Origin of the sequence: Pseudomonas sp. Sample_24 (assembly GCF_004307605.1) — a bacterium.
Lineage (GTDB): Bacteria > Pseudomonadota > Gammaproteobacteria > Pseudomonadales > Pseudomonadaceae > Aquipseudomonas.
In genome coordinates, this window is record NZ_RCNW01000404.1 from 1 (window position 1) to 20,591 (window position 20,591).

Genomic DNA, 20,591 nt, shown 5'->3' on the forward strand with positions numbered 1-20,591 from the left:
TCGCGGTTTTCCGACTGAGTGGTGAACATGTTGTCGGCGTAGTTGGCCCAGTGCCCGGACTTTTCCCACAGGCTGCGGTCGACAACCTGAGGCGTTTTGATCTCCAGGTAGCCGTTGTCGCGTTGAACCTTGCGCATGTACTGCTCAAGCACTTGGTACAGGGTCCAGCCATTGGGGTGCCAGAACACCATGCCCGGCGACTCTTCCTGGGTGTGGAACAGGCCCAGGCGCTTGCCGATCTTGCGGTGATCGCGCTTCTCGGCTTCTTCGATGCGCTGGATGTACGCCGCCAGCTGTTTCTTGTCAGCCCAAGCGGTGCCGTAGACGCGCTGCAATTGCTCGTTCTTGGCGTCACCGCGCCAGTAGGCGCCAGACAGCTTGGTCAGCTTGAAGGATTTCAGGAAACGGGTGTTCGGCACGTGCGGACCACGGCACATGTCGACATATTCTTCGTGATAGTACAGGCCCATGGCCTGCTCGTTCGGCATGTCCTCGACCAGGCGCAACTTGTAGTCTTCGCCACGGGCCTTGAATACTTCGATCACTTCGGCGCGCGGAGTGACTTTCTTGATCACGTCGTAATCTTTCTCGATCAGCTGCTGCATGCGCTGTTCGATGGCCGCCATGTCGTCCGGGGTGAAAGGACGCTCGAAGGCGATGTCGTAATAGAAGCCTTCATCGATGACCGGCCCGATGACCATCTTCGCGCTCGGATACAGCTGCTTGACCGCATGGCCGACCAGGTGCGCGCAAGAGTGGCGAATGATCTCCAGCCCCTCTTCATCCTTTGGCGTGATGATTTGCAGCGTAGCGTCGCTGTCGATGATGTCACTGGCATCGGCCAGTTTGCCATTGACCTTGCCGGCCACGGTGGCCTTGGCCAGACCGGCACCGATGGATGCGGCGACCTCGGCGATGGAGACCGGGTGATCGAATGAACGTTGACTGCCGTCGGGAAGAGTAATAGTTGGCATGGCGCCTCCTCTCCTAGTGGTGACCCCTACCAAAGGTCACGTGGGTTGGGATGAGCCAGTACAAGATCCGGTCCAGGCCATTCAATGACGAACGCCTGCCTTACAGCGGCAGGAGCCTTGCGGCCAACCGGAAAACCGAACCAGAGTGACTGGGATTCAAATCAGGGTTATTCAGGCAGTTGCCGCGTCCGGGACTGAAGGTCGACCGGAGCCAGCAACGAAAAACCTGAGCGGGGCATGCTAGCACAGATGAACGGTCGTGACTGTGGGTGGTTTTCAGCCAAGGCAAATATGGCGTTTTTGTGCCAGAGTGCTGAACTTGATTCGCGCTTTACCCCTCAGATAAAAGACATTGACCCCACAAGGAGCATCCCGGCATGCGTCTGAATCGTTTGTTCGCTGTAGTCGCACCTATCGTTCTGCTGTTGCCTCTGGCTGCGCACGCCGATTGGCCCAAGGGCGAGCGCGAAAAATACATGGCCCAGTGCACTGAAGCGGCCACGCCGCAGATCGGTGCGGCGGCGGCCAAGTCTCACTGCGCCTGTGGTGCCGATGCAATCAAATCGTACCCGGCCAAGGACCTTCAGTCCTTGATGGACAACACTGCCAGCGACTCGCTGAAACAGCAGGCCCTGACTCAGATTTCCAAGTGCAAGGCCAACGCTCCGGCGAAAAAGTGAGCCTTGAAACGGGCTTGAATTGCGATTTGAGCCGGTAAAAAGCCTCTGAAAATCGCGTTTTCCTACAATTTATGCAGGTTTTACAGCTTTTTTTATCGTCTTTACTTTCGGCTGAAAGCCTTTTAAATCGGGGCTTTCAGCCATATCAGGCAACAAAGAAAGCGTGACTGCAGGGCAAACAGCACCTGCGGGGGGGTGCCAAAGCGCACATTTCGACTATGATACCCCGGTGTGCCCAGTTGGCCTGAGCAGCACAGTACTACTGAAAATATATGTTTCTTGGAGATACACCATGTCTAATCGCCAAACCGGCACCGTTAAATGGTTCAACGATGAAAAAGGCTTCGGCTTCATCACTCCTCAAGGTGGCGGTGACGACCTGTTCGTACACTTCAAAGCTATCGAAAGCGACGGTTTCAAAAGCCTGAAAGAAGGCCAAACCGTTTCCTTCGTGGCTGAGAAAGGCCAAAAGGGTATGCAAGCTGCTCAAGTTCGCCCAGAGTAATTTCCAGGCGCACTAAAAAAACCCCGTCCATGTGACGGGGTTTTTTGTGGTCAATGCAAAAGCCTGGGGGTGATCAGCCGCAGTTGACGCGGGTGACGACCCGATTGGCATCAGTGTTGAGATTCAAGCGATCAGAGCGGTACTCCAGCGTCACCATATCGGTCGGCAGCAGGAACCGCGCATTCTGCGCGCCGGCACGCGTACGCGCCTGCTCCAGCAACTCGGGCGAAGCTTGTTTGCCGATGGTGAACTCGGCCGCTTTGGCCTCGCAACGGCTGTGACCTGTGTCAGTCGTCGTGACAGGGTCTGTTGCCGACTCGGTGGTGCCGGTGCTGCAACCGGCCAACGTGGCAGCGGCCAACAAAGTACCCAATGACGCGAGCTTCCAAGGCATGAAGCCTCCTTTTTTCATTAGTTAAGCTGAGATCGTGCGACCGCCAATCCGGCGTTTGGTTTCACAGGGAGGCCAGGTACCCTGCCCTTCGCCGCGGACAAACGGCAAGTTTGCCTGAGCATTGCCACACCCTTCACCCTGCAATCGTGACTGAATATTTACAAGGCTCAATACACGTCGATGTAATCGAATGCCGGTCGTGGCCAGTTCTCTTTCAATGCATTGAAAATCTGCATGACCCAGACTTCGTCGCTGGCCGCAACCAGGCCGACGTATCCCGACCCTTTAGCCCACGTTTCCAGGCGAAACAGAAGGCCGTCGATGTCGCTACCACCCACAACACCCGATGAAATATAGGCGATGCCGCCCTTGGTCACGCGCAGCTGCGTATGCTCATCATCACTGGCCGACGCCAACAGCTGGCGAACGGCTTCAAGGGTCAAGCCGTCAGGAGTGTTCAAATCGATCTGCACAGCGCAGTCCTTGAATGGTGATCAAAGACCAAGTGTCGCATAGCCCGTCGCTCATGCCTAAGTCGGAGTGCCAAAAGCGCCACGAAATGGTTAACTCGAGGCTCAGACTCTTCCGACCGTACGAGCGCCATCATGACCACTGTAAGTATCGACGCCGACATCAAAGCAAAGTGGCAGGACGGCCATAGCTCTTACAGCCCAGGCTCTACGGAGGAACTTGTCATCATCGGCATCGACCTGCTGGTCAGAGACTTGGGGACCGAGGCTGCGCAATCCTTCATAGAACAGGTTTTCGAGAAGCACCTGGCAGACCAAAAGGGCGCGACAAAATCAGCGCAGGAATAAGCTGCACCGGCATGCATCTGCAGCAATGAACGTTACTTCAGACGACCCAGGCGCTCAGTCAGCAGATTGAAGAACCCCTGGGCGTCGCCGCTATCAACCCAGAAAGCATTCTTTGGCGCTTTGAGGCGGTCGTGCCAGTCGACAATGGTCTGCCCGAAAGTCGGCCCCTCGCGACTGTCGATCACCACATTGACCGCGCGGCCGCTAAACAGCTGCGGCTTGAGCAGCCAGGCGATGACCGCGGCGTCGTGCACCGGACCGCCCGGAATATCGTAGTGCTCCATGTCGGCCTTGATGTAATCATTCAGGATATCGCCTACCAATTGGCTGGCTTGGTTGTTCAATGCGGCAATCTGCTTCAGGCGCTCGTCACTGGTGAGGATCTTGTGAGTTGCATCCAGAGACAGATACGTCAGTTTCATACCGCTGTTGAGTACCACTTCGGCCGCATGCGGGTCAGCGAACAGGTTGAATTCGGCTACCGGTGTAATGTTGCCGCCATTGAAGTGCGCACCACCCATGATGACTACTTCCTTGATGCCCTGAATGATTGCCGGCTGCTGCATGAGCGCCAAGGCCAGATTGGTCTGCGGTCCAAGCATCGCAATAGTGATGCTGTGGGGGCTGGCCGACATCAACGTATCGATCAGGTAGGCGACCGCATTGCCCTGGGCCAGGGCGGCTTTCGGCTCGTAAACAGAAACACCCGACAGCCCTTCCTTGCCGTGGATGTCCTCGGCATAGATAGGCGTGCGCATCAGCGGCCGAGACGCGCCGGCGTAGACTGGCACGTCCTCGCGCCCTGCCCACTCGCGCGCCAGCCGCGCGTTTCGTGATGTCTTGTCCAGGCGCACGTTGCCGGCGACCGTGGTCAAAGCAAGGATATTCAACTCCTGAGGCGACGCCAGCGCCAACAACAAGGCCACCACATCGTCGGCACCAGGGTCGGTGTCGATGATCAGGTCGACCCTTTCCATGCGAATCAAAACGTGACCCCGGCAATCAGCACAACATTGCAGTACGGCTGGCATTCCCCGGTACGAACGACTGCCCGTGCCTGCCGGGTGAGGACTTTGAATTGCTCATGACTGAGCAACTCGCGCCGCCCCAGCGCCCCTTCCGCATTGAGGGCATCCAGGGTTGTCAGTGCCGCTGGCCTCTTCTCGAAGATTTCCTGCGCCAGCACATGACTTTCAACCTGCATTTCGCTGAGCACAACCTTCAGGGTACTGACGAAATCCGGGATGCCATGGGTCAGTGCCAGGTCGATCAGCTCGATGCCTGGCGGCACCGGCAGACCAGCGTCGCCGATGACCACGATGTCGCCATGGCCCAGCGATGCGATCAGGCGCGACAGTGCGACATTGAGCAACGGTGTTTTTTTCATGATGTCTTGAATGCCTGAACGTCGGACAAGGTAGGAATCGAGGGTTGCGCGCCGGCTCGGGTCACCGACAACGCCGCGGCAATCTGACCGAAGCGAATCGCTTCAGCTTCGCTTTGGCCGCCGGCCAGTGCAGCGGCAAAACCACCCACGAACGTATCGCCGGCCGCCGTGGTATCAATCGCTTTCACCGCAGGCGCCGGGAAATGCGCACAGCTTTTTCCATCGGCAAACAGCGAGCCCTCGGCGCCGAGGGTGATGATCACCTTGCCGGCCCCCATTTCGATCAATCGCGTCGCGGCAGCTTCTGCACTTTGCCGAGACTCCACCGCCAAGCCACTCAAGGCCGACGCCTCGCTTTCGTTGGGTATCAGGTAATCGATGTTCGCATACCAATCCGCCGGCAATGGCTGACTGGCGGGTGCCGGATTGAGAATCACCACTTTGCCCAACTCTCGAGCGCGCTTGAGCGCGTGGCCCACCGTGACATCCGGCACTTCAAGCTGACAGATGATGACATCGGCAGCTTGCAGCACCGCATCGAAACAACCGATCAGCGCAGGTGTCAGAGCACCGTTGGCGCCTGCGACGATCACGATTGTGTTCTGGCTGTTGTCATCGACCACAATCAGCGCCACGCCACTGGAGCCTTCGACGGTGCTGACGGCCTGGCAATCGATCTGCTCGGCCAAAAGAGCCTCGCGCAGTTCTTTGCCATAGGCATCGCTGCCGACGCAGCCGACCATTGACACCTGTGCGCCCAGTCGCGCAGCGGCCACAGCCTGATTGGCGCCCTTGCCACCGGAAACCGTGGCAAACGACTCACCGATCAGCGTTTCTCCGCCGCGCGGCAATCGCGGCGCCCGCGTCACCAGGTCCATGTTCAAGCTGCCTATCACCACTACTTTTGCTGGCATACATCAATACTCACTCATTCGATTTCAGCGGCACGCCGGGTTAGCGGAACTGCGCAAACAGGCCGGTCAGGGGCGCGGTCGATTCGCGCATGACAATGCTCGGCGTGACGATCCGCTGGCTGGTGGCCAGATCCGGCGTTGCGATTCGCCGTAGCAGCACTTCGGCCGCCATCTCGCCAAGTTGCAGGATTGACTGCCCGACCGTGGTCAACGCCGGATAGACATAGCGGCTCATCTGGATATCGTCGAAGCCGATGACCGACAACTGCGTCGGCACACGAATATTGCGCTCGGCCGCTGCGCGCAGCACGCCGATACCAATCATGTCGTTGGCTGCGAAAATGGCGCTGGGCGGATTGCGCTCCAGCAAGATCGCGGCGGCGTTGTAACCGCCGGTGCTGGTGAAATCGCTTTCCAGCATTCGGTCACCCGGCACCGCGAGGCCCGCATCGCTGAAGGCACGACAAAAACCGGCCAAACGCATTTGCGCCACGCTGGTGGTTGCCGGACCGCTGATGGTGGCGATATCCCGATGCCCCAACTCCAGCAGATGTCGGGTCGCCAGATAAGCGCCGTACTCGTGGTCGATACGGACCAGGTCCGCATCGACGCCCTCCAGACCACGGTCGACGATCACCATGGGTGTACGCACGCCAGCCAAACCTTGCGCCAGGCCGCTGTCGCCACCGGCCGAGGCGACGATCAGTCCGTCGACACGTTTTTCCAGCAGTACGCGCAGGTAGCTGCGTTGCTTGTCGGGGTTGTCGTCGGAGTTGCAGAGGATGACGCAGTAGCCGTTACGCTCGCAAAAGTCCTCAATACCCCGGGCCAGCTCGGCGAAGTACGGGTTGAGGCTGTTGGGCACCAGCAAACCGATGGTGGCCGTTGTTTTGGCCTTCAGGGAACGCGCCACGGCACTGGGGACGTAGTCGAGGGTTTTGATCGCCTCCTCCACCTTGAGCCGCACTTCTTTGCTGACTGGCCGAGTCTTGTTCACCACGTGGGAAACCGTGGTGTAGGAAATACCCGCGAGCGCTGCCACATCTTTGATCGTTGCCATGACTCAGGTCCGCCGACTTGCGCGCTGGCTGCGGTAGGTATCGAGCACCACCGCAACCACGATGACCGCACCGGTGATGATGCGCTTGGTCGGTTCGGTGGCACCGATCTGGGCCAGGCCGGCCGCCAGCACGGAAATGATCAACACGCCAAAAAAAGTACTGATGACCGAACCGCGTCCACCCATCAGGCTGGTACCGCCGATGACGACGGCGGCGATCACCTGCAACTCCAGGCCGGAGCCGGCGTTCGGGTCCGCCGCTTCCAGTCGCGAAATCTGGAACAGCGCGGCGATACCGGCCAGCAAGCCCATCAGGCTGAACACCAGAATCTTGTAGGGTTTTGGATTGATACCGGCCAGCCGCACCGCCTCTTCGTTGGTACCGATGCCAATCAGGTAGCGACCGAACACGGTCCGGGTCAACACGGCCTGGGCGATGAAAATGATCAGCAAGGCGATGATAAACGATGGCGAAATCCCGAAAGCGATCGGGTTGGACAACCAGGCAAACGCATCGCCGATGTACGCCGTGCGCGATCCGGTCATCTGATAGGCAACCCCGCGTGCCATTTCCAGCACGCCGAGGGAAACGATAAACGATGGAATGCGCCAGGCCACGGTAATCGAGCCGGTGATGGTGCCCGCGAGGGCTGCGGCCGCCATGCCGAGCAACGCTGCCGGCAGCACACTCCAACCCCAACCGAGAATCGCCACACTGACCGTCGAGGCCGCCAGCGCCAACACTGAACCCACCGACAGGTCGATGCCGCCGATAATCAGCACGAAGGTCATGCCGACCGCCAGGACCATCAGGTCCGGAATCTGGTTAGCCAAGGTGCTGAAGGTGTCGTAGGACAGGAAATGGCTGCTCAGGAGCGAGAACAGCACGACCATCGCCAGCAAGGCACCGGCCAGCCCCAGATAAGTGCCCAAGCCGTAAAAATTGCCACTGCGTGGACCGACGCCAGATACGGTTTTCATGAAAGATCCCTAGGCGCGACTTCGTTGAGCAGCGCATCACGTTTTTGGTAGCCGGCAAAAGCGGCGGCAAGCAAATCATCCTGAGTCCAACTGTCGCGCTCGAACGTATCGATCAGACGCCCCGCCGAGAGCACGCCGATCCGGTCGCAGATCAACATCAATTCGCGCAGGTCACTGGAGACCACCACCAGCGCTTTGCCCTGGCGTGTCAACTCGCCGAGCAGGGCATAAATGTCGAACTTGGCGCCGACGTCGATACCACGGGTGGGTTCGTCAAACAGCAGGACCGAGCAATCACGCTCCAGCCAACGGCCGATCACCACTTTCTGCTGATTGCCACCGGACAGCTCGGACACCACTTGCGCCGGGCCGGAGCTGCGAATGCGCATGGCGTCGATCTGACGCTGGGCCAGTGCAGTTTCGTCATCTTTGTTGACGAACCCGCCACTGGAGATGCCCGGCATGTTGCCCAGGGCAATGTTGGCGCCGATCGACTGAGTCAGCAGCAAGCCTTCGCCCTTGCGGTCTTCAGTGATCAGGGCGATGCCGTGGGCAACCGCATCCACCGGCGAGCGAATACTGACGACTTGCGCGGGAGAGCCTAGCGCTACGGTGCCGCTGTCTGCGGCGTCGGCACCGAAGATCAGCCGCAACAACTCGGTGCGCCCTGCCCCGATCAATCCGGAAATACCAAAGATTTCTCCGGCACGCACCTCAAAGGACACATCCCGAACTTTGTCGGCGCGAGACAAGCCCTTGACCGTCAATGCCGGAGCACCGATGTTGCGCACGCCCATGTCGATGTGTTCGCCCAGCTCCCGCCCCACCATCAAGGTGACCAGTTGTTCACTGTTGTAACTGGCCATCGGCTCGACGCACACCAGGTTGCCGTCGCGCAGCACTGCAATGCGCTGGGCGACTTGGGCGAGTTCTTCCAGGCGATGGGAAATGTAGATGATCGACACGCCACGCGCTTGCAGACGGGTGATCTGCTCGAACAGCATCTCGACTTCACGGGCCGTCAGCATCGCGGTCGGCTCGTCGAGGATCAGAACATGACAGTCGCCGATCAGGTTGCGGGCAATCTCGACCATTTGCTGATGACCGATGCCCAGTTCGCCAACCAGCGTGTCCGGATCGATTGCATCGAGCCCGACTTGTGCCATGGCTTCGATCGCCGCCTTGCGCAGTTGCTTGCGGCTGATCCAGCCGCCGTTGTTCGGCAGGTTATCGAGAAACAGGTTTTCCGCCACCGACAAGGTCGGCAACAGATTGAGCTCCTGCATGACCATGCGAATGCCCAGATTCTCAGCCTGGGTGCGGCTGCCCGGGCGATAGTCCTGCCCCTGAAATTGCATCTGGCCGGTGGTCGGCGTGACCAACCCGCCGATGATCTTCGACAGGGTGCTTTTGCCAGCGCCATTTTCACCGGTCAGCGCCAGCACTTCCCCGCGCATCAGCGTCAGGTCGATGCCGGTCAGGACCGGTTGCGCATAGGTTTTGCCGATGCCGCTGACCGAAAGGACAGCGTTCGGGTCGCGAACGGACATAAGAACTCTCCATGTGCTCGCCCGGACGGGCGAGCACCGTTGTGTCGCCAGAGGACTACTTTTTAGTGACCAGCTCTACCGGCGTCTCGATCACGCCACTGGCGCTGCTGTCGACTTTCTCGCCCTTGATGATTTTCAGCGCGGTCTCGATGCCGAACACCGCTTGCTTGGCGGCAAACTGATCCGCCGTGGCCAGCACGCGCCCGTCAGCGAGCATCGGCTTGATGGCGTTGATATTGTCATAGCCGACCACTTCAACCTTGCCGGCCTTGCCCGCGGCGCGTACCGCCGACACGACACCGAGCGCCATGCTGTCGTTACCGGCCAGCAGGGCTTTGGTTTGCGGGTATTCGCTGAGGATCGACGCGGCGACTTTGTTGCCCTTGTCGATCTCCCAGTCACCGGACTGAACCGAGACGACCTTGATCTGCGCCGCTTCCATCGCATCCTTGAAGCCGGCAGTGCGGGCCTGAGCGTTGGTGGTGGTGGACACGCCTTCGATGATGCCGACTTCGTCACCCGCCTTGAGCTGCTTGGCCAGGTACTCACCCACCAGCCGCGCGCCTTTGCGGTTGTCCGGGCCTACGAATGGAACATTGAGGTTCTTGCTTTTGACCACGGCCGGATCAAGCTGATTGTCGATGTTGATCACGGTGATACCGGCATCGATGGCTTTCTTGATCACAGGAACCATGGCCTTGGAGTCTGCGGGAGCGATCACCAGCGCATTGACCTTGGCCAGAATCATTTGCTCGACAATGCGCGTCTGGCCAGCGGTATCAGTCTCGTCCTTGATCCCGTTGGAAATCAGATCGAATTCACTGGAGTGTTCTTTCTGGTAGGCCTTGGCGCCATCTTCCATGGTCAGGAAGAATTCGTTGGCCAGGGATTTCATGACCAGGGCGACTTTAGGTTTTTCAGGCGTTTCGGCGAAAGCCGAAGAGACAGGCAACGCGGCGGATGCAGCAGCCAGCATTGCGACAGCGAGAAGACGTCCAGCGAATGGCAGCTTCATGGGTTCACTCCGATCTTATGATTATTGTGAGCAACGCTTGCGCTGACGTAAGCTGCGAGGCCTTCGCCGATGGTTTTAACCCATCAGTGAAGGCGCGCAAACGTTTGCGTAGACCGGACTATGCGAATCTTGTCGAGATTTGTCAATGCTGTGGAACGTTGTCAGGGTAGCCGCTCACGCCGTAGTGCTGATCACGTTTCCAGAGCTTGTCAGCTCTTTCGCCAGCGCGGCCGCCACTTGCATCAATGCCGCAGACGTATCGGCAATCTGTGCCTGAATCGACATGACGGCAGTGGCCTTGGCTTCTGCCGACTGGAACGACGCGGCTTGGGTTGCTGCCAATTGCTGTTGTTGCTCGCGCAGTTGTTGCTGCAACTCCTGCATGCGTTTGAGCAACATCTGCACCGCAATGCTTTGCTGGCTGTCGGTGCTTTGCGCTTTCTCGCTGCCCTGAGCGCCGCCGCTTAGACTTACCGACTTTTTATCGCCCCCTTCCAGCCCCAGGCGCTGCGTCGAAGATTCGGATGTCTCGTCAGTCAATGTCGCGACCGTCGACGGCGCTTTACCACCGATGTTTATCACGGACGCATTTGGAAAACCGACGGTCAACGACATGTGAACTCCCTGAAAAAATGATTCCTCAAGGACAGATCGGCGTGCGCAGCGATTTCTTTAACGCTCTTCGACAACCCACGCTTAAACAAACTTTCGGAGAGCCGAACGACAAACTCAAAATCAGTCGGAAACCCGGACGACAGCGCGGTGAACCGCGTTGAAAATTTGTTTGAATCTTTAAACAAATCAGTTACTTGAACAGCTTTCTCAATACGAAGTGTAATTGGTACGGATTCTGCTCTTCTCAAGCACCCCTGGCGTTCAGATCCGCCGGGGGCGCATCTAGATGAACTTGCATCAGCACCGTCACTACTAGAGAGAAAAATAATGACATCTGCTTTCAAGACCTTTGTTCCGGGCGCATTGGCCCTCCTGCTGCTTCTACCGACTGCCGTTCAGGCAAAAGAAGTCGAAACCCAACAGAAACTGGCAAACGTGGTGATCCTGGCCACCGGCGGCACCATTGCCGGCGCGGGTGCGAGCGCTGCCAACAGCGCCACTTATCAAGCCGCGAAAGTCGGCGTCGACAAACTGATCGCCGGCGTTCCGGAGCTCAGCCAGGTGGCCAACGTTCGCGGCGAGCAAGTGATGCAGATCGCGTCCGAGAGCATCACCAACGAAAACCTGCTGCAACTGGGTCGCCGCGTCGCCGAACTGGCCGACAGCGAAGACGTCGATGGCATCGTGATCACCCATGGTACTGACACCCTGGAAGAAACTGCCTACTTCCTGAATCTGGTGGAAAAGACCGAGAAGCCGATCGTTGTCGTCGGCTCCATGCGCCCGGGCACCGCAATGTCGGCTGACGGCATGCTGAACCTGTACAACGCGGTGGCGGTGGCTAGCAGCAAAGAAGCGCGGGGCAAAGGCGTACTGGTGACCATGAACGATGAAATCCAGTCGGGTCGCGATGTCAGCAAGATGATCAACATCAAGACCGAGGCGTTTAAAAGTGCCTGGGGGCCGCTGGGAATGGTGGTCGAGGGCAAATCCTACTGGTTCCGCCTGCCGGCCAAGCGCCACACCATGGATTCGGAATTCGACATCAAAACCATCAAGAGCCTGCCTGACGTCGAAATTGCCTATTCCTATGGCAACGTCAGCGATACCGCCTACAAGGCACTGGCTCAGTCTGGTGCCAAAGCGATCATTCACGCCGGCACCGGCAATGGCTCTGTCTCTTCGCGAGTTGTTCCAAGCCTGCAAGCCTTGCGCAAGGATGGCGTGCAGATCATCCGCTCTTCTCACGTCAACGCTGGCGGTTTCGTTCTGCGCAACGCTGAACAGCCTGACGACAAGTACGACTGGGTCGTGGCGCATGACCTGAATCCGCAGAAGGCCCGCATCCTGGCCATGGTCGCACTGACCAAGACCAACGACAGCAAAGAGCTGCAACGGATGTTCTGGGAATACTGATTCGCCCTCGCCCCACTGAATCCGGTCGGGCACCGTACAAGCCACTCGCCTGCGTCGGCGAGTGGCTCGCATCTAACGACTGACAAAAAAATCCCTTCTTCCTACACCAAACGGAATAAATCGCTGTCAGAGGATTTTCTTGAATTTTAAGCAGTTGCGAAAATGCCTACAGTTAAATACTGTATGCACGTACAGCTTAATAAGGATAATTCCGTGGACACCACTTCTGCCTCACCTGACTCCTATGTACGCATGGGCACGCGCGTTCAGAAAATCATCAACTCCCCCACCGCTCAAAAAGCCAAGGCTGCGCTGATTTTCCGTCTCCCGGACGAACCGGTGGATGAGTGGGAACGTTTGCTCGAAGAAATCGATGAAAACGACAACGTCACCCTCGCCTATCGCGATGACGGCGGTGTGCAGATTTTCTGGGTTGTGCCGAAGGAAGACTGAGTCAATGAGTGTCCGTTGTTTCGCTTTGCTGTTTCTGCTGTTCACCATGGGCGCCCATGCCGATGCTCCACGCACTTTCAGCGAGGCCAAGAAAGTCGCCTGGAAGTTGTATGCGCCGCAATCCACCGAGTTTTATTGCGGCTGCAAATACACAGGTAACCGGGTGAACCTCGCCGCCTGCGGGTATGTACCGCGCAAAAACGCCAAACGTGCTTCGCGTATCGAGTGGGAGCATATTGTTCCAGCCTGGCAAATTGGTCATCAGCGCCAGTGCTGGCAGGAAGGCGGTCGCAAGAATTGCACACGGTATGACCCCGTTTATCAGAAAGCCGAGGCAGACTTGCATAACCTGGTGCCGAGCATCGGCGAGGTCAATGGCGATCGCAGCAACTTCAGTTTCGGTTGGCTGCCGGAGCAATCAGGCCAATACGGTTCTTGCCTGACTCAAGTTGATTTCAAGGCGAAAAAGGTCATGCCGCGCCCATCCATTCGCGGGATGATCGCCCGGACTTACTTCTACATGAGCAAACAGTACGGCTTGCGCTTGTCGAAACAGGACCGGCAACTGTATGAAGCCTGGGATAAAACCTATCCGGTCCAGGCTTGGGAACGTCAGCGAAATCAAAGCGTGGCGTGCGTCATGGGGCGCGGCAATGAATTTGTCGGCTCAGTCGATATGAAAGCCTGCGGTTAAATGCTTTCTGAATGAAAAAAGGCCTCGGATCCGCCATCCGAGGCCTTTTTTGTTTTCTAGCGCAGGCTTTGTTGCAGCGCCAAACGGTATTACTGAACTGCCGGGCGCTCAAGCACCAACACTTCAATGTTCTGCTTCTTCGCCTTGACCAGCGCTGCGTTCACCTGCGCTTGCTTGGCGTCGGCTTCGGCCTTTGAGTTGTATGGCCCCATCAGAATCCGGGTCTTGCCGTTTTCGCGAATCACGTTGGACATGAAACTATGCTCGATCAGCCAGCCGCTGAGATCGCTGACCGCCTGCGGCGTTTCACCTCGCACTTCCAGATCCCATTGTGGACCCGAGACCTGAGCCGGGGTACCCACCGCTGTAGCCTGCGGCTTTGGCGCATCCACTCGCTTGCCCTCACCGCATCCCGCCAGCGCCAATACTGCAATCACCAAGACCATTTTGCGCACTGCGTTTCCCTCTGAATGCTTAAAGCGCGGATTTTAGCACCCATGAATACTTCTCGAGTGCCGCAAAATGGGCTCAAAACAACGAGAATGATGGTTACGGCCTCTGTATAGTTACACCTTGGGAATTAATGCTGCATCTGCGCGTCAGAAAGAGGCACCCAAATTGTGAGACTTCGCACTAATCTATACATACCACCGACCTCTGCACTGTCCGAATCAGGTGCCCCAGAAAGCAATCAAGGAGAAGACCATGCTGATACTCACCCGCAAAGTCGGTGAAAGCATAAACATTGGTGATGACATAACGATCACCATCCTCGGCGTAAGCGGCCAGCAAGTCAGGATTGGCATCAACGCCCCGAAAGACGTTGCGGTGCATCGCGAAGAGATCTATCAGCGCATTCAGGCTGGCCTGACTGCTCCGGACAAGCCGCAAACTCCCTGAATCCTGATGCAGTCAGTAGCCAGCCCGTTCACCCCCGGAACGACGGCTGGCTAAAGATTCTCGAAATGCAGCGCCGCTCCCCCCACACTCGTTACCCAAACGTCACGCCACGCGCCATACCAGTGGCTGCCATGACCATCAGCAGCATCAACATCCCTTCAACGTGACTGATGCGCGCAAACAGCTTCGCCCGCCCAGCCTCGATCGCCGTACCGCGCGCCAGCGCTACTCGCCATTTGATCAGCGTGATCATGGGCGCTACTTCCAGCAGCAGAATCAGTACGAACAGGGTCATCTTCAGATGAAACAACGGCTGTTGCAGGTAATAGTCCGTGCCCTTTTCAAATCCGCCAAACACTCGCATCCCACCGGTTACCAACAGAATGAGCGCGGAAATTCCCCAAAGGTTGTCTGCGATCAGCACACTGCGAACTTCCCCCGTGCCAGCCGCCAAACGTCGAAAATTCGTACCGCGCACAAGAACCGCCCAGAATCCCAGCACAACCGCTAAAAGATGCACGGCCGCAAGAAGCCAGTGAGTCAGCATCGAGACACTCCTTTCAGGATGAGTTGAATCAGCCTGTCAGTAGTAGCCCATCAATCAAAGGATTGCACTGGCGAGAAACTGCCGGGTTTGCCATAGCGGTCCATACGCCAGATACGAAGAGCCCAGCGCAATGGCTGGGCTCTGGTTATTTTCTGTTTTCCATCATTTTATCGGCGAGGGCCTTGGCCCTTTCGATCAATAGATTCTGCCTGTCTTCGTGAGTCGCACCGCCGACGACAGGTGCCGTCAGATTACTTTCGGCAATCAACGCAGCGCAAAAATATTGATCCCAAACAGTCCTGTTTTCGGACGACTGCTGGTTCGTTTGATCGGAGATCATTGGTGACTCCTTTGGATCAGATCACGCCCGAGTCACAGCGTTACAGGATCCATCTTAGAAGTACATGAGTGGCGATCCACGGTGATGCTTGAACCACAGCCCATTGAAGCAGAAGGCAAATGAACAGGTAAGCCGCAAAGAATTGCATCATCGCACGCTTCCCCATCAACACCTCTCCTGCCTCATGAACCAAGTCATGCGCCTGGCCGCCCGTTCTGATTGGATGAAGTTTGATGGTCGCAGTTCAATATCGAGCTGAAATGATTGTCATTTGGACTGCATCGAAGGTGCAGAAGCCTTCTTCTCCTCCAGGCTGGCATTCTTGCCTTCGGCTCGACAGCGCCTGCAAGCGGTGGGTACGGGAGACCAGTTGCAGTGATAGCGAAATTGCTCGCCGCATACAGAACAAATTGTCTCCGGCCACTCCCTGTTTCTACGTTCGCTCGTCAACGTTGCTTTCAGCTTTCGCATCGACTCGAGATTCTTCGCGCCCATGAAAACTCTCCGGTTTTTTTGCTCACGGCCAAACGTTTTTTTCTTTAATCACCGACTGGCGCACTGCCGACGAGTTCAATGCAGTAGCTTGAGCGGTATGATGTTTTAGAGGGACGCGCTGAACTGGCGTTCTGAGATGGGTGTTTTGCAAATCGCAAAAAGCAAAAAGGGGTTACCGTTTCCGGTAACCCCTCTAGACCGCCCAGCAGAGCGGATTTTGTTTGGTAGGCGCGATTGGACTCGAACCAACGACCCCCACCATGTCAAGGTGGTGCTCTAACCAACTGAGCTACGTGCCTGCTGTGAGGCGGCATTCTACGGAATTCCGGAGGGGTGTCAACACCTTTTTTCGAGCTAACCCTATGAATATGCAAAATATTTAATTTTGCCGCTGCAAAGAAGATTTTCCGGTGGCTGGCGGTGGATTTTTAACTCGGGTAGGATCGACGCACTCGTAAAATATATTAAACAGAGGCTGCAGGATGGCGCACACCCCCTACCCAGAGTCCTACTACGCTGCGTCGGCCAATGCGGTTCCGCCTCGCCCGGTGCTGCAGGACGACGTTGAGACTGATGTCTGTGTAATCGGTGCCGGTTACACAGGTCTGTCCTCTGCCCTGTTCTTGCTGGAGAACGGTTTCAAGGTCACGGTACTGGAAGCCGCCAAAGTCGGTTTTGGTGCGTCCGGGCGAAACGGTGGCCAGATCGTTAACAGCTACAGCCGCGATATTGATGTGATCGAGCGCAGTGTCGGCCCCAAGCAGGCTCAGTTGCTGGGGCAAATGGCGTTTGAGGGCGGGCGGATTATTCGCGAGCGCGTGGCCAAATACAATATCCAGTGCGACTTGAAGGACGGCGGCGTGTTTGCCGCCATCACCCCCAAGCAAATGGGTCATCTCGAATCCCAGAAGCGTCTGTGGGAACGTTTCGGTCACACGCAGCTGGAGTTGATGGATAAAAGCCGTATCCATGAGGTGGTGGCCTGTGATCAATATGTCGGCGGTATGCTCGACATGAGCGGCGGACATATTCACCCGCTTAACCTGGCGCTGGGCGAAGCGGCGGCTGTGGAGTCGCTGGGTGGCGTCATTTATGAGCAATCGCCGGCGATACGCATCGAGCGCGGCGCCAATCCGGTAGTGCACACGCCGCAAGGCAAAGTCCGGGCAAAATTCATCATCGTGGCGGGCAACGCTTATCTGGGCAATCTGGTGCCGGAGCTGGCGGCCAAGTCGATGCCTTGCGGCACCCAGGTCATCACCACAGAGCCCTTGGGCGACGCGTTGGCGAAAAGCCTGTTGCCGCAGGATTATTGCGTCGAGGACTGCAATTACCTGCTCGATTACTACCGACTGAGCGGCGACAAGCGCCTGATATTCGGTGGTGGCGTGGTGTACGGCGCGCGTGACCCTGCCAACATCGAAGCGATCATTCGACCGAAAATGCTCAAGGCTTTCCCGCAGCTCAAGGATGTAAAGATCGATTACGCCTGGACCGGTAATTTCCTGCTGACGTTGTCGCGTCTGCCGCAAGTGGGGCGGCTGGGTGACAACCTCTATTACTCCCAGGGTTGCAGCGGCCATGGCGTGACGTACACACATCTGGCGGGCAAGGTCCTGGCCGAAGCGTTGCGTGGCCAGGCCGAGCGTTTCGACGCGTTCGCCGACCTGCCCCACTACCCGTTCCCCGGCGGGCAATTGCTGCGCACACCGTTTGCGGCGTTGGGCGCCTGGTATTACGGGCTGCGGGATAAGTTCGGATACTAATGCAAAAAAAGGGTCGCTGAATGCGGCCCCTTTTTTGTAGGAGTAAGCCTGCTCGCTCCTACAAGGGATCAGTGATTACAGCTTGTCCCGTGCGATACCACTGCGGATTCGCAGGATGTCGGCCAGTACCGCAAGAGCAATTTCCGCTGGCGTCTTGCTGCCCAGGTTCAAGCCTATTGGCGCATGAATCCGCGCCAGTTCGGCATCGCCCAAGCCACCAATGCGCCGCAAGCGCTCGAAGCGCTTGCGCGAAGTCTGCAGCGAGCCCATCACGCCGATGTAGAACGCCTCGGTGCGTACCGCTTCCATCATGGCCAAGTCGTCGATACGCGGGTCGTGGGTCAGCGCCACCACGGCCGTGTCGCTGTGGCAGCCACCATCGGCGATGAACACTGACGGCAATTGACGACGAATCTCTACGTTTTCCAAGACCACGCCTTCCAGCACTTCATCCCGCGGATCGCACAGAATCACTTCGAAGCCCAGGCCCACGGCAAACTCCGCACAGGTCTGGGCCACGCTGGAGTAGCCGGCGAGCAACAAGCGCTGAGCGGCACCGATGCGCAGCCGCACACGGTCGACCTCACGCTCGACGCGAACACCCTGCTCGCGATCATCGAGCAGACTGCGCGCCCCACTGGCCAGATCGACTTCACGGATCAAGCGGCGTCGGCCCAATAGCGCCGACTCCAGCTCCCGCAAATGCGCCTGAACATCGCAATCAGATTCAAGCGTCTCTACCAGTACGTCGAGCACGCCACCACAGGGCAAGCTGACCCGCGAGCGCGGATCGTCACCTTCGCCGTAACGCACGACGCCGACGGCGTCGTCAAACGCGCCCTCGGCGACGCGTTCAAGAAAGTCTTCCTCGACACAGCCGCCGGACAGCGAACCGATCCACTGGCCGTCGGTATTGACTGCCAACAGCGAACCCGGCGCACGGGGCGCCGAGCCGTAAGTGGCGAGCACCGTGCACAGCCAGACGCGTTGCCCGGCCAACGACCACTCCAGCGCCCGCCGCACCACTTGCAGATCGAGATGCTGCATGTCAGTGCGCCTTGTGCTCGAGCGGCGCATCGGCCCGCAGCTTCTGCACGTCGTTTACCGCCAGGTCGCCCGGCAGACCACCCCAACCCTGACGCAGGTAGTTCAGCAAGTCGGTGAGTTGTGCATCGCTGAGTTTTTCGATGAAACCGGGCATCGGTTGCATGTGCTCGAACCCGGAGAATTTCTGTTCACCGATACCGTCGTCGATTACCCGCACCAGATTGCGCGGATCTTCCAGGCGCAGCGTGGTATTGCCGCGCATGGCCACGGCGATGTGTGGCTTGCCTTCGCCATCGACCGCGTGGCAACCGGCACAGACGTTCAAGTAGTCCTGACGCCCGCGCTGGGCGCTGGCGCTGAGTTTTTCCAGTGGCACGTCGGTCAGCACTTTTGCCGCTGGCGGCTGATCGCCGAGCAGGAAGGTGGCCATGGCGGCCAGATCCGGGTCAGTGAGGCCCTGAGTGCTGTTGTGGAACACCGGGAACATCTCGTTGAACATCGTGCCCTGGGCGCTCATGCCGTGCTTGAGGAACGAGCTCAGGTCCTGATGATTCCAGCCACGCGCGGCCAGGTCAGTGGCCAACAGGCTCGGCGCCAGATAGCCATTGAGAACGCCACCGGTCATGCGCTTGTCCATCTGCATCGCACCAGGCAAACCGCGTGGCGTGTGGCACTCGCCACAGTGACCGAGCACGTCGACCATGTACTGGCCGCGCTTCCAGGCTTCGCTCTTGCCTTCGGCGGATTCCAGCTTCACGTCCTTGCCGTACATCATGTTCCAGCCCATCAGACCAGGACGCACATTGAACGGAAAGCTCAGGCTAGTGACCGGTGCAGCGCGCTCGATCGGCGCGATGGTTTTCAAGTAGGCATGAATCGCGTCGGAGTCTGCACGCGGGATCAAATGATACGAGGTGTACGGCATCGCCGGGTACAGGTTCGCCCCATCGCGGCGCTTGCCTTCGGTCAACGCAGCGAAGAATTCGTCATCGTTGTACAAACCGATGCCGTGCTCTTTGCTCGGCGTGATGTTGGTGCCGTAGATCGTGCCGAACGGCGAGACGATCGGCAGGCCGCCCGCATACGGCGCGCCACCCGGCGCGGTATGGCACGCCATGCAGTCGGCGGCACGGGCCAGGTATTCGCCCTGCTTGACCTGCGCATCGTCAGCGTGAGCCAGCAACACAGGCGCTGCCAGGCCGACCGTCAACGCGAGACGGCTAAGTAGTTGTTTCATGCTTAACCCTCCTTGACCAGGCCGAGATCAGTCAGCACGTTGCGCGTGGCGCTGTAGTAGCGCACGTAGCCGGTGCAACGGCAGATGTGATGACCGAGGCTGTCCTCGATGACTTTTTCCAGTTGGCTTTTGACGATGGGCTGTCGCTGCAGCTTCTCTACCAGCACCGTCGCGGCATTGACGAAGCCAGGCGCGCAGTAACTGCACTGGAAGGCGAATTCGTCGACGAAGCGCTGCTGGATCGGGTTCAGTTCAGTGACCTTGCCCTGCTCGTCGCGGGTCGCGTGGCCTTCGATGGTGCGCACCTTCTTGCCTTCGAAATAGTGCGCGCCAGTAATGCAGGTGCGCACTTCTTCGCTGGTGCCGTCCGGGTTATCAACGATCACCACGCAGGCGTGGCAAATGCCCTGGCCGCAGCCCAGGCGCGAACCGGTGAGGTTCTTGTACTCGTGCAGGTAATCGATCATCGGCAGGTCATCAGGGATGTCCACCGGGCCGACGGATTGACCGTTGAGGGTCAGTTGAAGCGGACGGTTAGCCATTGAGGGCCTCCTTGATGCGGGCAGAAGTGATAGGCAAGTCACGGACACGTTTGCCGATGGCATGGGCCACAGCGTTTCCGATGGCACCGACCACCGGGATCATCACCACTTCGGCGATGCCCTTGGACGGGTCGCTCGGCGACAATGGCGGCAGGATTTCCGCGGTCTGTTTCCACACCGCAACGTGACGCGCCATCGGCAGGCGATAACGGTTGAAGTTCCAGTCACCCTCCCCCGGCCCGCCTTCGTACAGCGGCATTT

25 protein-coding genes, 1 tRNA gene and 1 pseudogene are annotated in these 20,591 nt (G+C 58.2%); 8 read left to right on the forward strand and 19 right to left on the reverse strand.

The genetic code is table 11. From position 1 onward, the window contains the following. On the reverse strand, nucleotides 1-974 hold a 974-nt coding region (gene thrS / locus D8V06_RS23375; protein ID WP_130931906.1), incomplete at its 3' end, for a threonine--tRNA ligase. 377 nt (nucleotides 975-1,351) lie between these two features. Between thrS and D8V06_RS23380 the strand changes: the two genes are divergently transcribed. Both D8V06_RS23380 and D8V06_RS23385 read left to right on the forward strand, forming a co-directional pair. Beyond that, nucleotides 1,352-1,654 carry a hypothetical protein gene (locus tag D8V06_RS23380; protein WP_056853668.1) on the forward strand — a complete coding sequence of 101 codons (303 nt, stop codon included), beginning with the start codon at nucleotides 1,352-1,354 and terminating at the stop codon, nucleotides 1,652-1,654. Between the two features lie 292 nt (nucleotides 1,655-1,946). Then, a complete protein-coding gene (locus D8V06_RS23385; RefSeq protein WP_003179963.1) occupies nucleotides 1,947-2,159 on the forward strand; it encodes a cold-shock protein in 213 nt (70 codons plus the stop codon). Nucleotides 2,160-2,232: 73 nt separating this feature from the next. On the opposite strand, the gene D8V06_RS23390 is transcribed toward D8V06_RS23385, so the two are convergent. Together D8V06_RS23390 and D8V06_RS23395 are read right to left on the reverse strand one after the other, a co-directional pair. Further along, nucleotides 2,233-2,553, reverse strand: a complete 321-nt coding sequence (locus D8V06_RS23390; protein ID WP_056853669.1) for an I78 family peptidase inhibitor — start codon at nucleotides 2,551-2,553, stop codon at nucleotides 2,233-2,235. A gap of 167 nt (nucleotides 2,554-2,720) precedes the next feature. Then, nucleotides 2,721-3,026: a hypothetical protein gene (locus D8V06_RS23395; RefSeq protein WP_130904948.1), complete on the reverse strand. Its 306-nt coding sequence runs from the start codon at nucleotides 3,024-3,026 to the stop codon at nucleotides 2,721-2,723. A gap of 132 nt (nucleotides 3,027-3,158) precedes the next feature. On the opposite strand from D8V06_RS23395, the gene D8V06_RS23400 reads away from it, so the two are divergent. Continuing rightward, a complete protein-coding gene (locus tag D8V06_RS23400; protein WP_056853671.1) occupies nucleotides 3,159-3,371 on the forward strand; it encodes a hypothetical protein in 213 nt (70 codons plus the stop codon). Nucleotides 3,372-3,403: 32 nt separating this feature from the next. Here D8V06_RS23400 and D8V06_RS23405 read toward each other — a convergent pair. The 8 genes and pseudogenes from D8V06_RS23405 to D8V06_RS23440 form a co-directional block, all read right to left on the reverse strand. Continuing rightward, nucleotides 3,404-4,345, reverse strand: a pseudogene (locus tag D8V06_RS23405) (nucleoside hydrolase); the annotation flags it as partial. Nucleotides 4,346-4,353: 8 nt separating this feature from the next. Next, entirely contained in the window at nucleotides 4,354-4,758 is a 405-nt protein-coding gene (gene rbsD / locus D8V06_RS23410) for a D-ribose pyranase (protein ID WP_130931908.1), read from the reverse strand. Next, complete coding sequence (gene rbsK, locus D8V06_RS23415) at nucleotides 4,755-5,672, reverse strand: ribokinase (RefSeq protein ID WP_130904951.1); 918 nt, start codon at nucleotides 5,670-5,672, stop codon at nucleotides 4,755-4,757. Before rbsK ends, rbsD begins: the two co-directional genes overlap by 4 nt. A 40-nt stretch (nucleotides 5,673-5,712) precedes the next feature. Further along, nucleotides 5,713-6,732: a LacI family DNA-binding transcriptional regulator gene (locus tag D8V06_RS23420; RefSeq protein WP_056853675.1), complete on the reverse strand. Its 1,020-nt coding sequence runs from the start codon at nucleotides 6,730-6,732 to the stop codon at nucleotides 5,713-5,715. A gap of 3 nt (nucleotides 6,733-6,735) precedes the next feature. Then, nucleotides 6,736-7,713 (reverse strand): ABC transporter permease, encoded by a 978-nt coding sequence (locus D8V06_RS23425; RefSeq protein WP_056853676.1) that lies wholly within the window; start codon nucleotides 7,711-7,713, stop codon nucleotides 6,736-6,738. Further along, on the reverse strand, nucleotides 7,710-9,263 hold the full coding sequence (locus D8V06_RS23430; RefSeq protein WP_130931909.1) for a sugar ABC transporter ATP-binding protein: 1,554 nt from the start codon (nucleotides 9,261-9,263) through the stop codon (nucleotides 7,710-7,712). Before D8V06_RS23430 ends, D8V06_RS23425 begins: the two co-directional genes overlap by 4 nt. Nucleotides 9,264-9,318: 55 nt before the next feature. After that, nucleotides 9,319-10,278, reverse strand: coding sequence for a sugar ABC transporter substrate-binding protein (locus D8V06_RS23435; protein ID WP_130904953.1), 960 nt, complete (start codon nucleotides 10,276-10,278; stop codon nucleotides 9,319-9,321). Between the two features lie 174 nt (nucleotides 10,279-10,452). After that, nucleotides 10,453-10,893: a hypothetical protein gene (locus D8V06_RS23440; protein WP_130904954.1), complete on the reverse strand. Its 441-nt coding sequence runs from the start codon at nucleotides 10,891-10,893 to the stop codon at nucleotides 10,453-10,455. 327 nt (nucleotides 10,894-11,220) lie between these two features. On the opposite strand from D8V06_RS23440, the gene D8V06_RS23445 reads away from it, so the two are divergent. The 3 genes from D8V06_RS23445 to D8V06_RS23455 all read left to right on the forward strand — a co-directional run bounded on the left by D8V06_RS23445 (nucleotide 11,221) and on the right by D8V06_RS23455 (nucleotide 13,456). After that, on the forward strand, nucleotides 11,221-12,309 hold the full coding sequence (locus D8V06_RS23445) for an asparaginase (RefSeq protein ID WP_130904956.1): 1,089 nt from the start codon (nucleotides 11,221-11,223) through the stop codon (nucleotides 12,307-12,309). A 162-nt stretch (nucleotides 12,310-12,471) separates the two neighbouring features. Further along, nucleotides 12,472-12,762: a DUF1654 domain-containing protein gene (locus D8V06_RS23450; RefSeq protein ID WP_056853681.1), complete on the forward strand. Its 291-nt coding sequence runs from the start codon at nucleotides 12,472-12,474 to the stop codon at nucleotides 12,760-12,762. 4 nt (nucleotides 12,763-12,766) lie between these two features. Further along, nucleotides 12,767-13,456 (forward strand): endonuclease I family protein, encoded by a 690-nt coding sequence (locus D8V06_RS23455; protein ID WP_056853682.1) that lies wholly within the window; start codon nucleotides 12,767-12,769, stop codon nucleotides 13,454-13,456. Nucleotides 13,457-13,545: 89 nt separating this feature from the next. Here D8V06_RS23455 and D8V06_RS23460 read toward each other — a convergent pair whose 3' ends face one another. Continuing rightward, nucleotides 13,546-13,911 carry an SPOR domain-containing protein gene (locus tag D8V06_RS23460; RefSeq protein WP_130904957.1) on the reverse strand — a complete coding sequence of 122 codons (366 nt, stop codon included), beginning with the start codon at nucleotides 13,909-13,911 and terminating at the stop codon, nucleotides 13,546-13,548. 250 nt (nucleotides 13,912-14,161) lie between these two features. Between D8V06_RS23460 and csrA the strand changes: the two genes are divergently transcribed. Then, nucleotides 14,162-14,356 (forward strand): carbon storage regulator CsrA, encoded by a 195-nt coding sequence (gene csrA, locus D8V06_RS23465; protein ID WP_007938114.1) that lies wholly within the window; start codon nucleotides 14,162-14,164, stop codon nucleotides 14,354-14,356. 91 nt (nucleotides 14,357-14,447) lie between these two features. Here csrA and D8V06_RS23470 read toward each other — a convergent pair whose 3' ends face one another. The 3 genes from D8V06_RS23470 to D8V06_RS23480 all read right to left on the reverse strand — a co-directional run bounded on the left by D8V06_RS23470 (nucleotide 14,448) and on the right by D8V06_RS23480 (nucleotide 16,037). Then, the gene (locus tag D8V06_RS23470) at nucleotides 14,448-14,903 is read right to left on the reverse strand and encodes a DUF2214 family protein (protein WP_130931910.1); all 456 of its coding nucleotides are present in this window, start codon (nucleotides 14,901-14,903) and stop codon (nucleotides 14,448-14,450) included. A 145-nt stretch (nucleotides 14,904-15,048) separates the two neighbouring features. Beyond that, the gene (locus D8V06_RS23475; RefSeq protein WP_056853685.1) at nucleotides 15,049-15,243 is read right to left on the reverse strand and encodes a hypothetical protein; all 195 of its coding nucleotides are present in this window, start codon (nucleotides 15,241-15,243) and stop codon (nucleotides 15,049-15,051) included. Between the two features lie 717 nt (nucleotides 15,244-15,960). Beyond that, nucleotides 15,961-16,037 (reverse strand) — tRNA-Val (locus D8V06_RS23480). Nucleotides 16,038-16,220: 183 nt separating this feature from the next. Here D8V06_RS23480 and D8V06_RS23485 point away from each other — a divergent pair. Next, nucleotides 16,221-17,504: an FAD-binding oxidoreductase gene (locus D8V06_RS23485; protein ID WP_130931911.1), complete on the forward strand. Its 1,284-nt coding sequence runs from the start codon at nucleotides 16,221-16,223 to the stop codon at nucleotides 17,502-17,504. A gap of 75 nt (nucleotides 17,505-17,579) precedes the next feature. On the opposite strand, the gene D8V06_RS23490 is transcribed toward D8V06_RS23485, so the two are convergent. From D8V06_RS23490 to D8V06_RS23505, 4 genes are all read right to left on the reverse strand, one after another. Next, nucleotides 17,580-18,551 carry an XdhC family protein gene (locus D8V06_RS23490; protein WP_130905360.1) on the reverse strand — a complete coding sequence of 324 codons (972 nt, stop codon included), beginning with the start codon at nucleotides 18,549-18,551 and terminating at the stop codon, nucleotides 17,580-17,582. A 1-nt stretch (nucleotide 18,552) separates the two neighbouring features. Next, nucleotides 18,553-19,788: a cytochrome c gene (locus tag D8V06_RS23495; RefSeq protein WP_130905361.1), complete on the reverse strand. Its 1,236-nt coding sequence runs from the start codon at nucleotides 19,786-19,788 to the stop codon at nucleotides 18,553-18,555. 2 nt (nucleotides 19,789-19,790) lie between these two features. Further along, nucleotides 19,791-20,330, reverse strand: coding sequence for a (2Fe-2S)-binding protein (locus D8V06_RS23500; RefSeq protein WP_007982256.1), 540 nt, complete (start codon nucleotides 20,328-20,330; stop codon nucleotides 19,791-19,793). Next, nucleotides 20,323-20,591: hypothetical protein (locus D8V06_RS23505; protein WP_130931912.1), on the reverse strand; the 269-nt coding region annotated here is incomplete at its 5' end. The genes D8V06_RS23505 and D8V06_RS23500, both read right to left, overlap by 8 nt.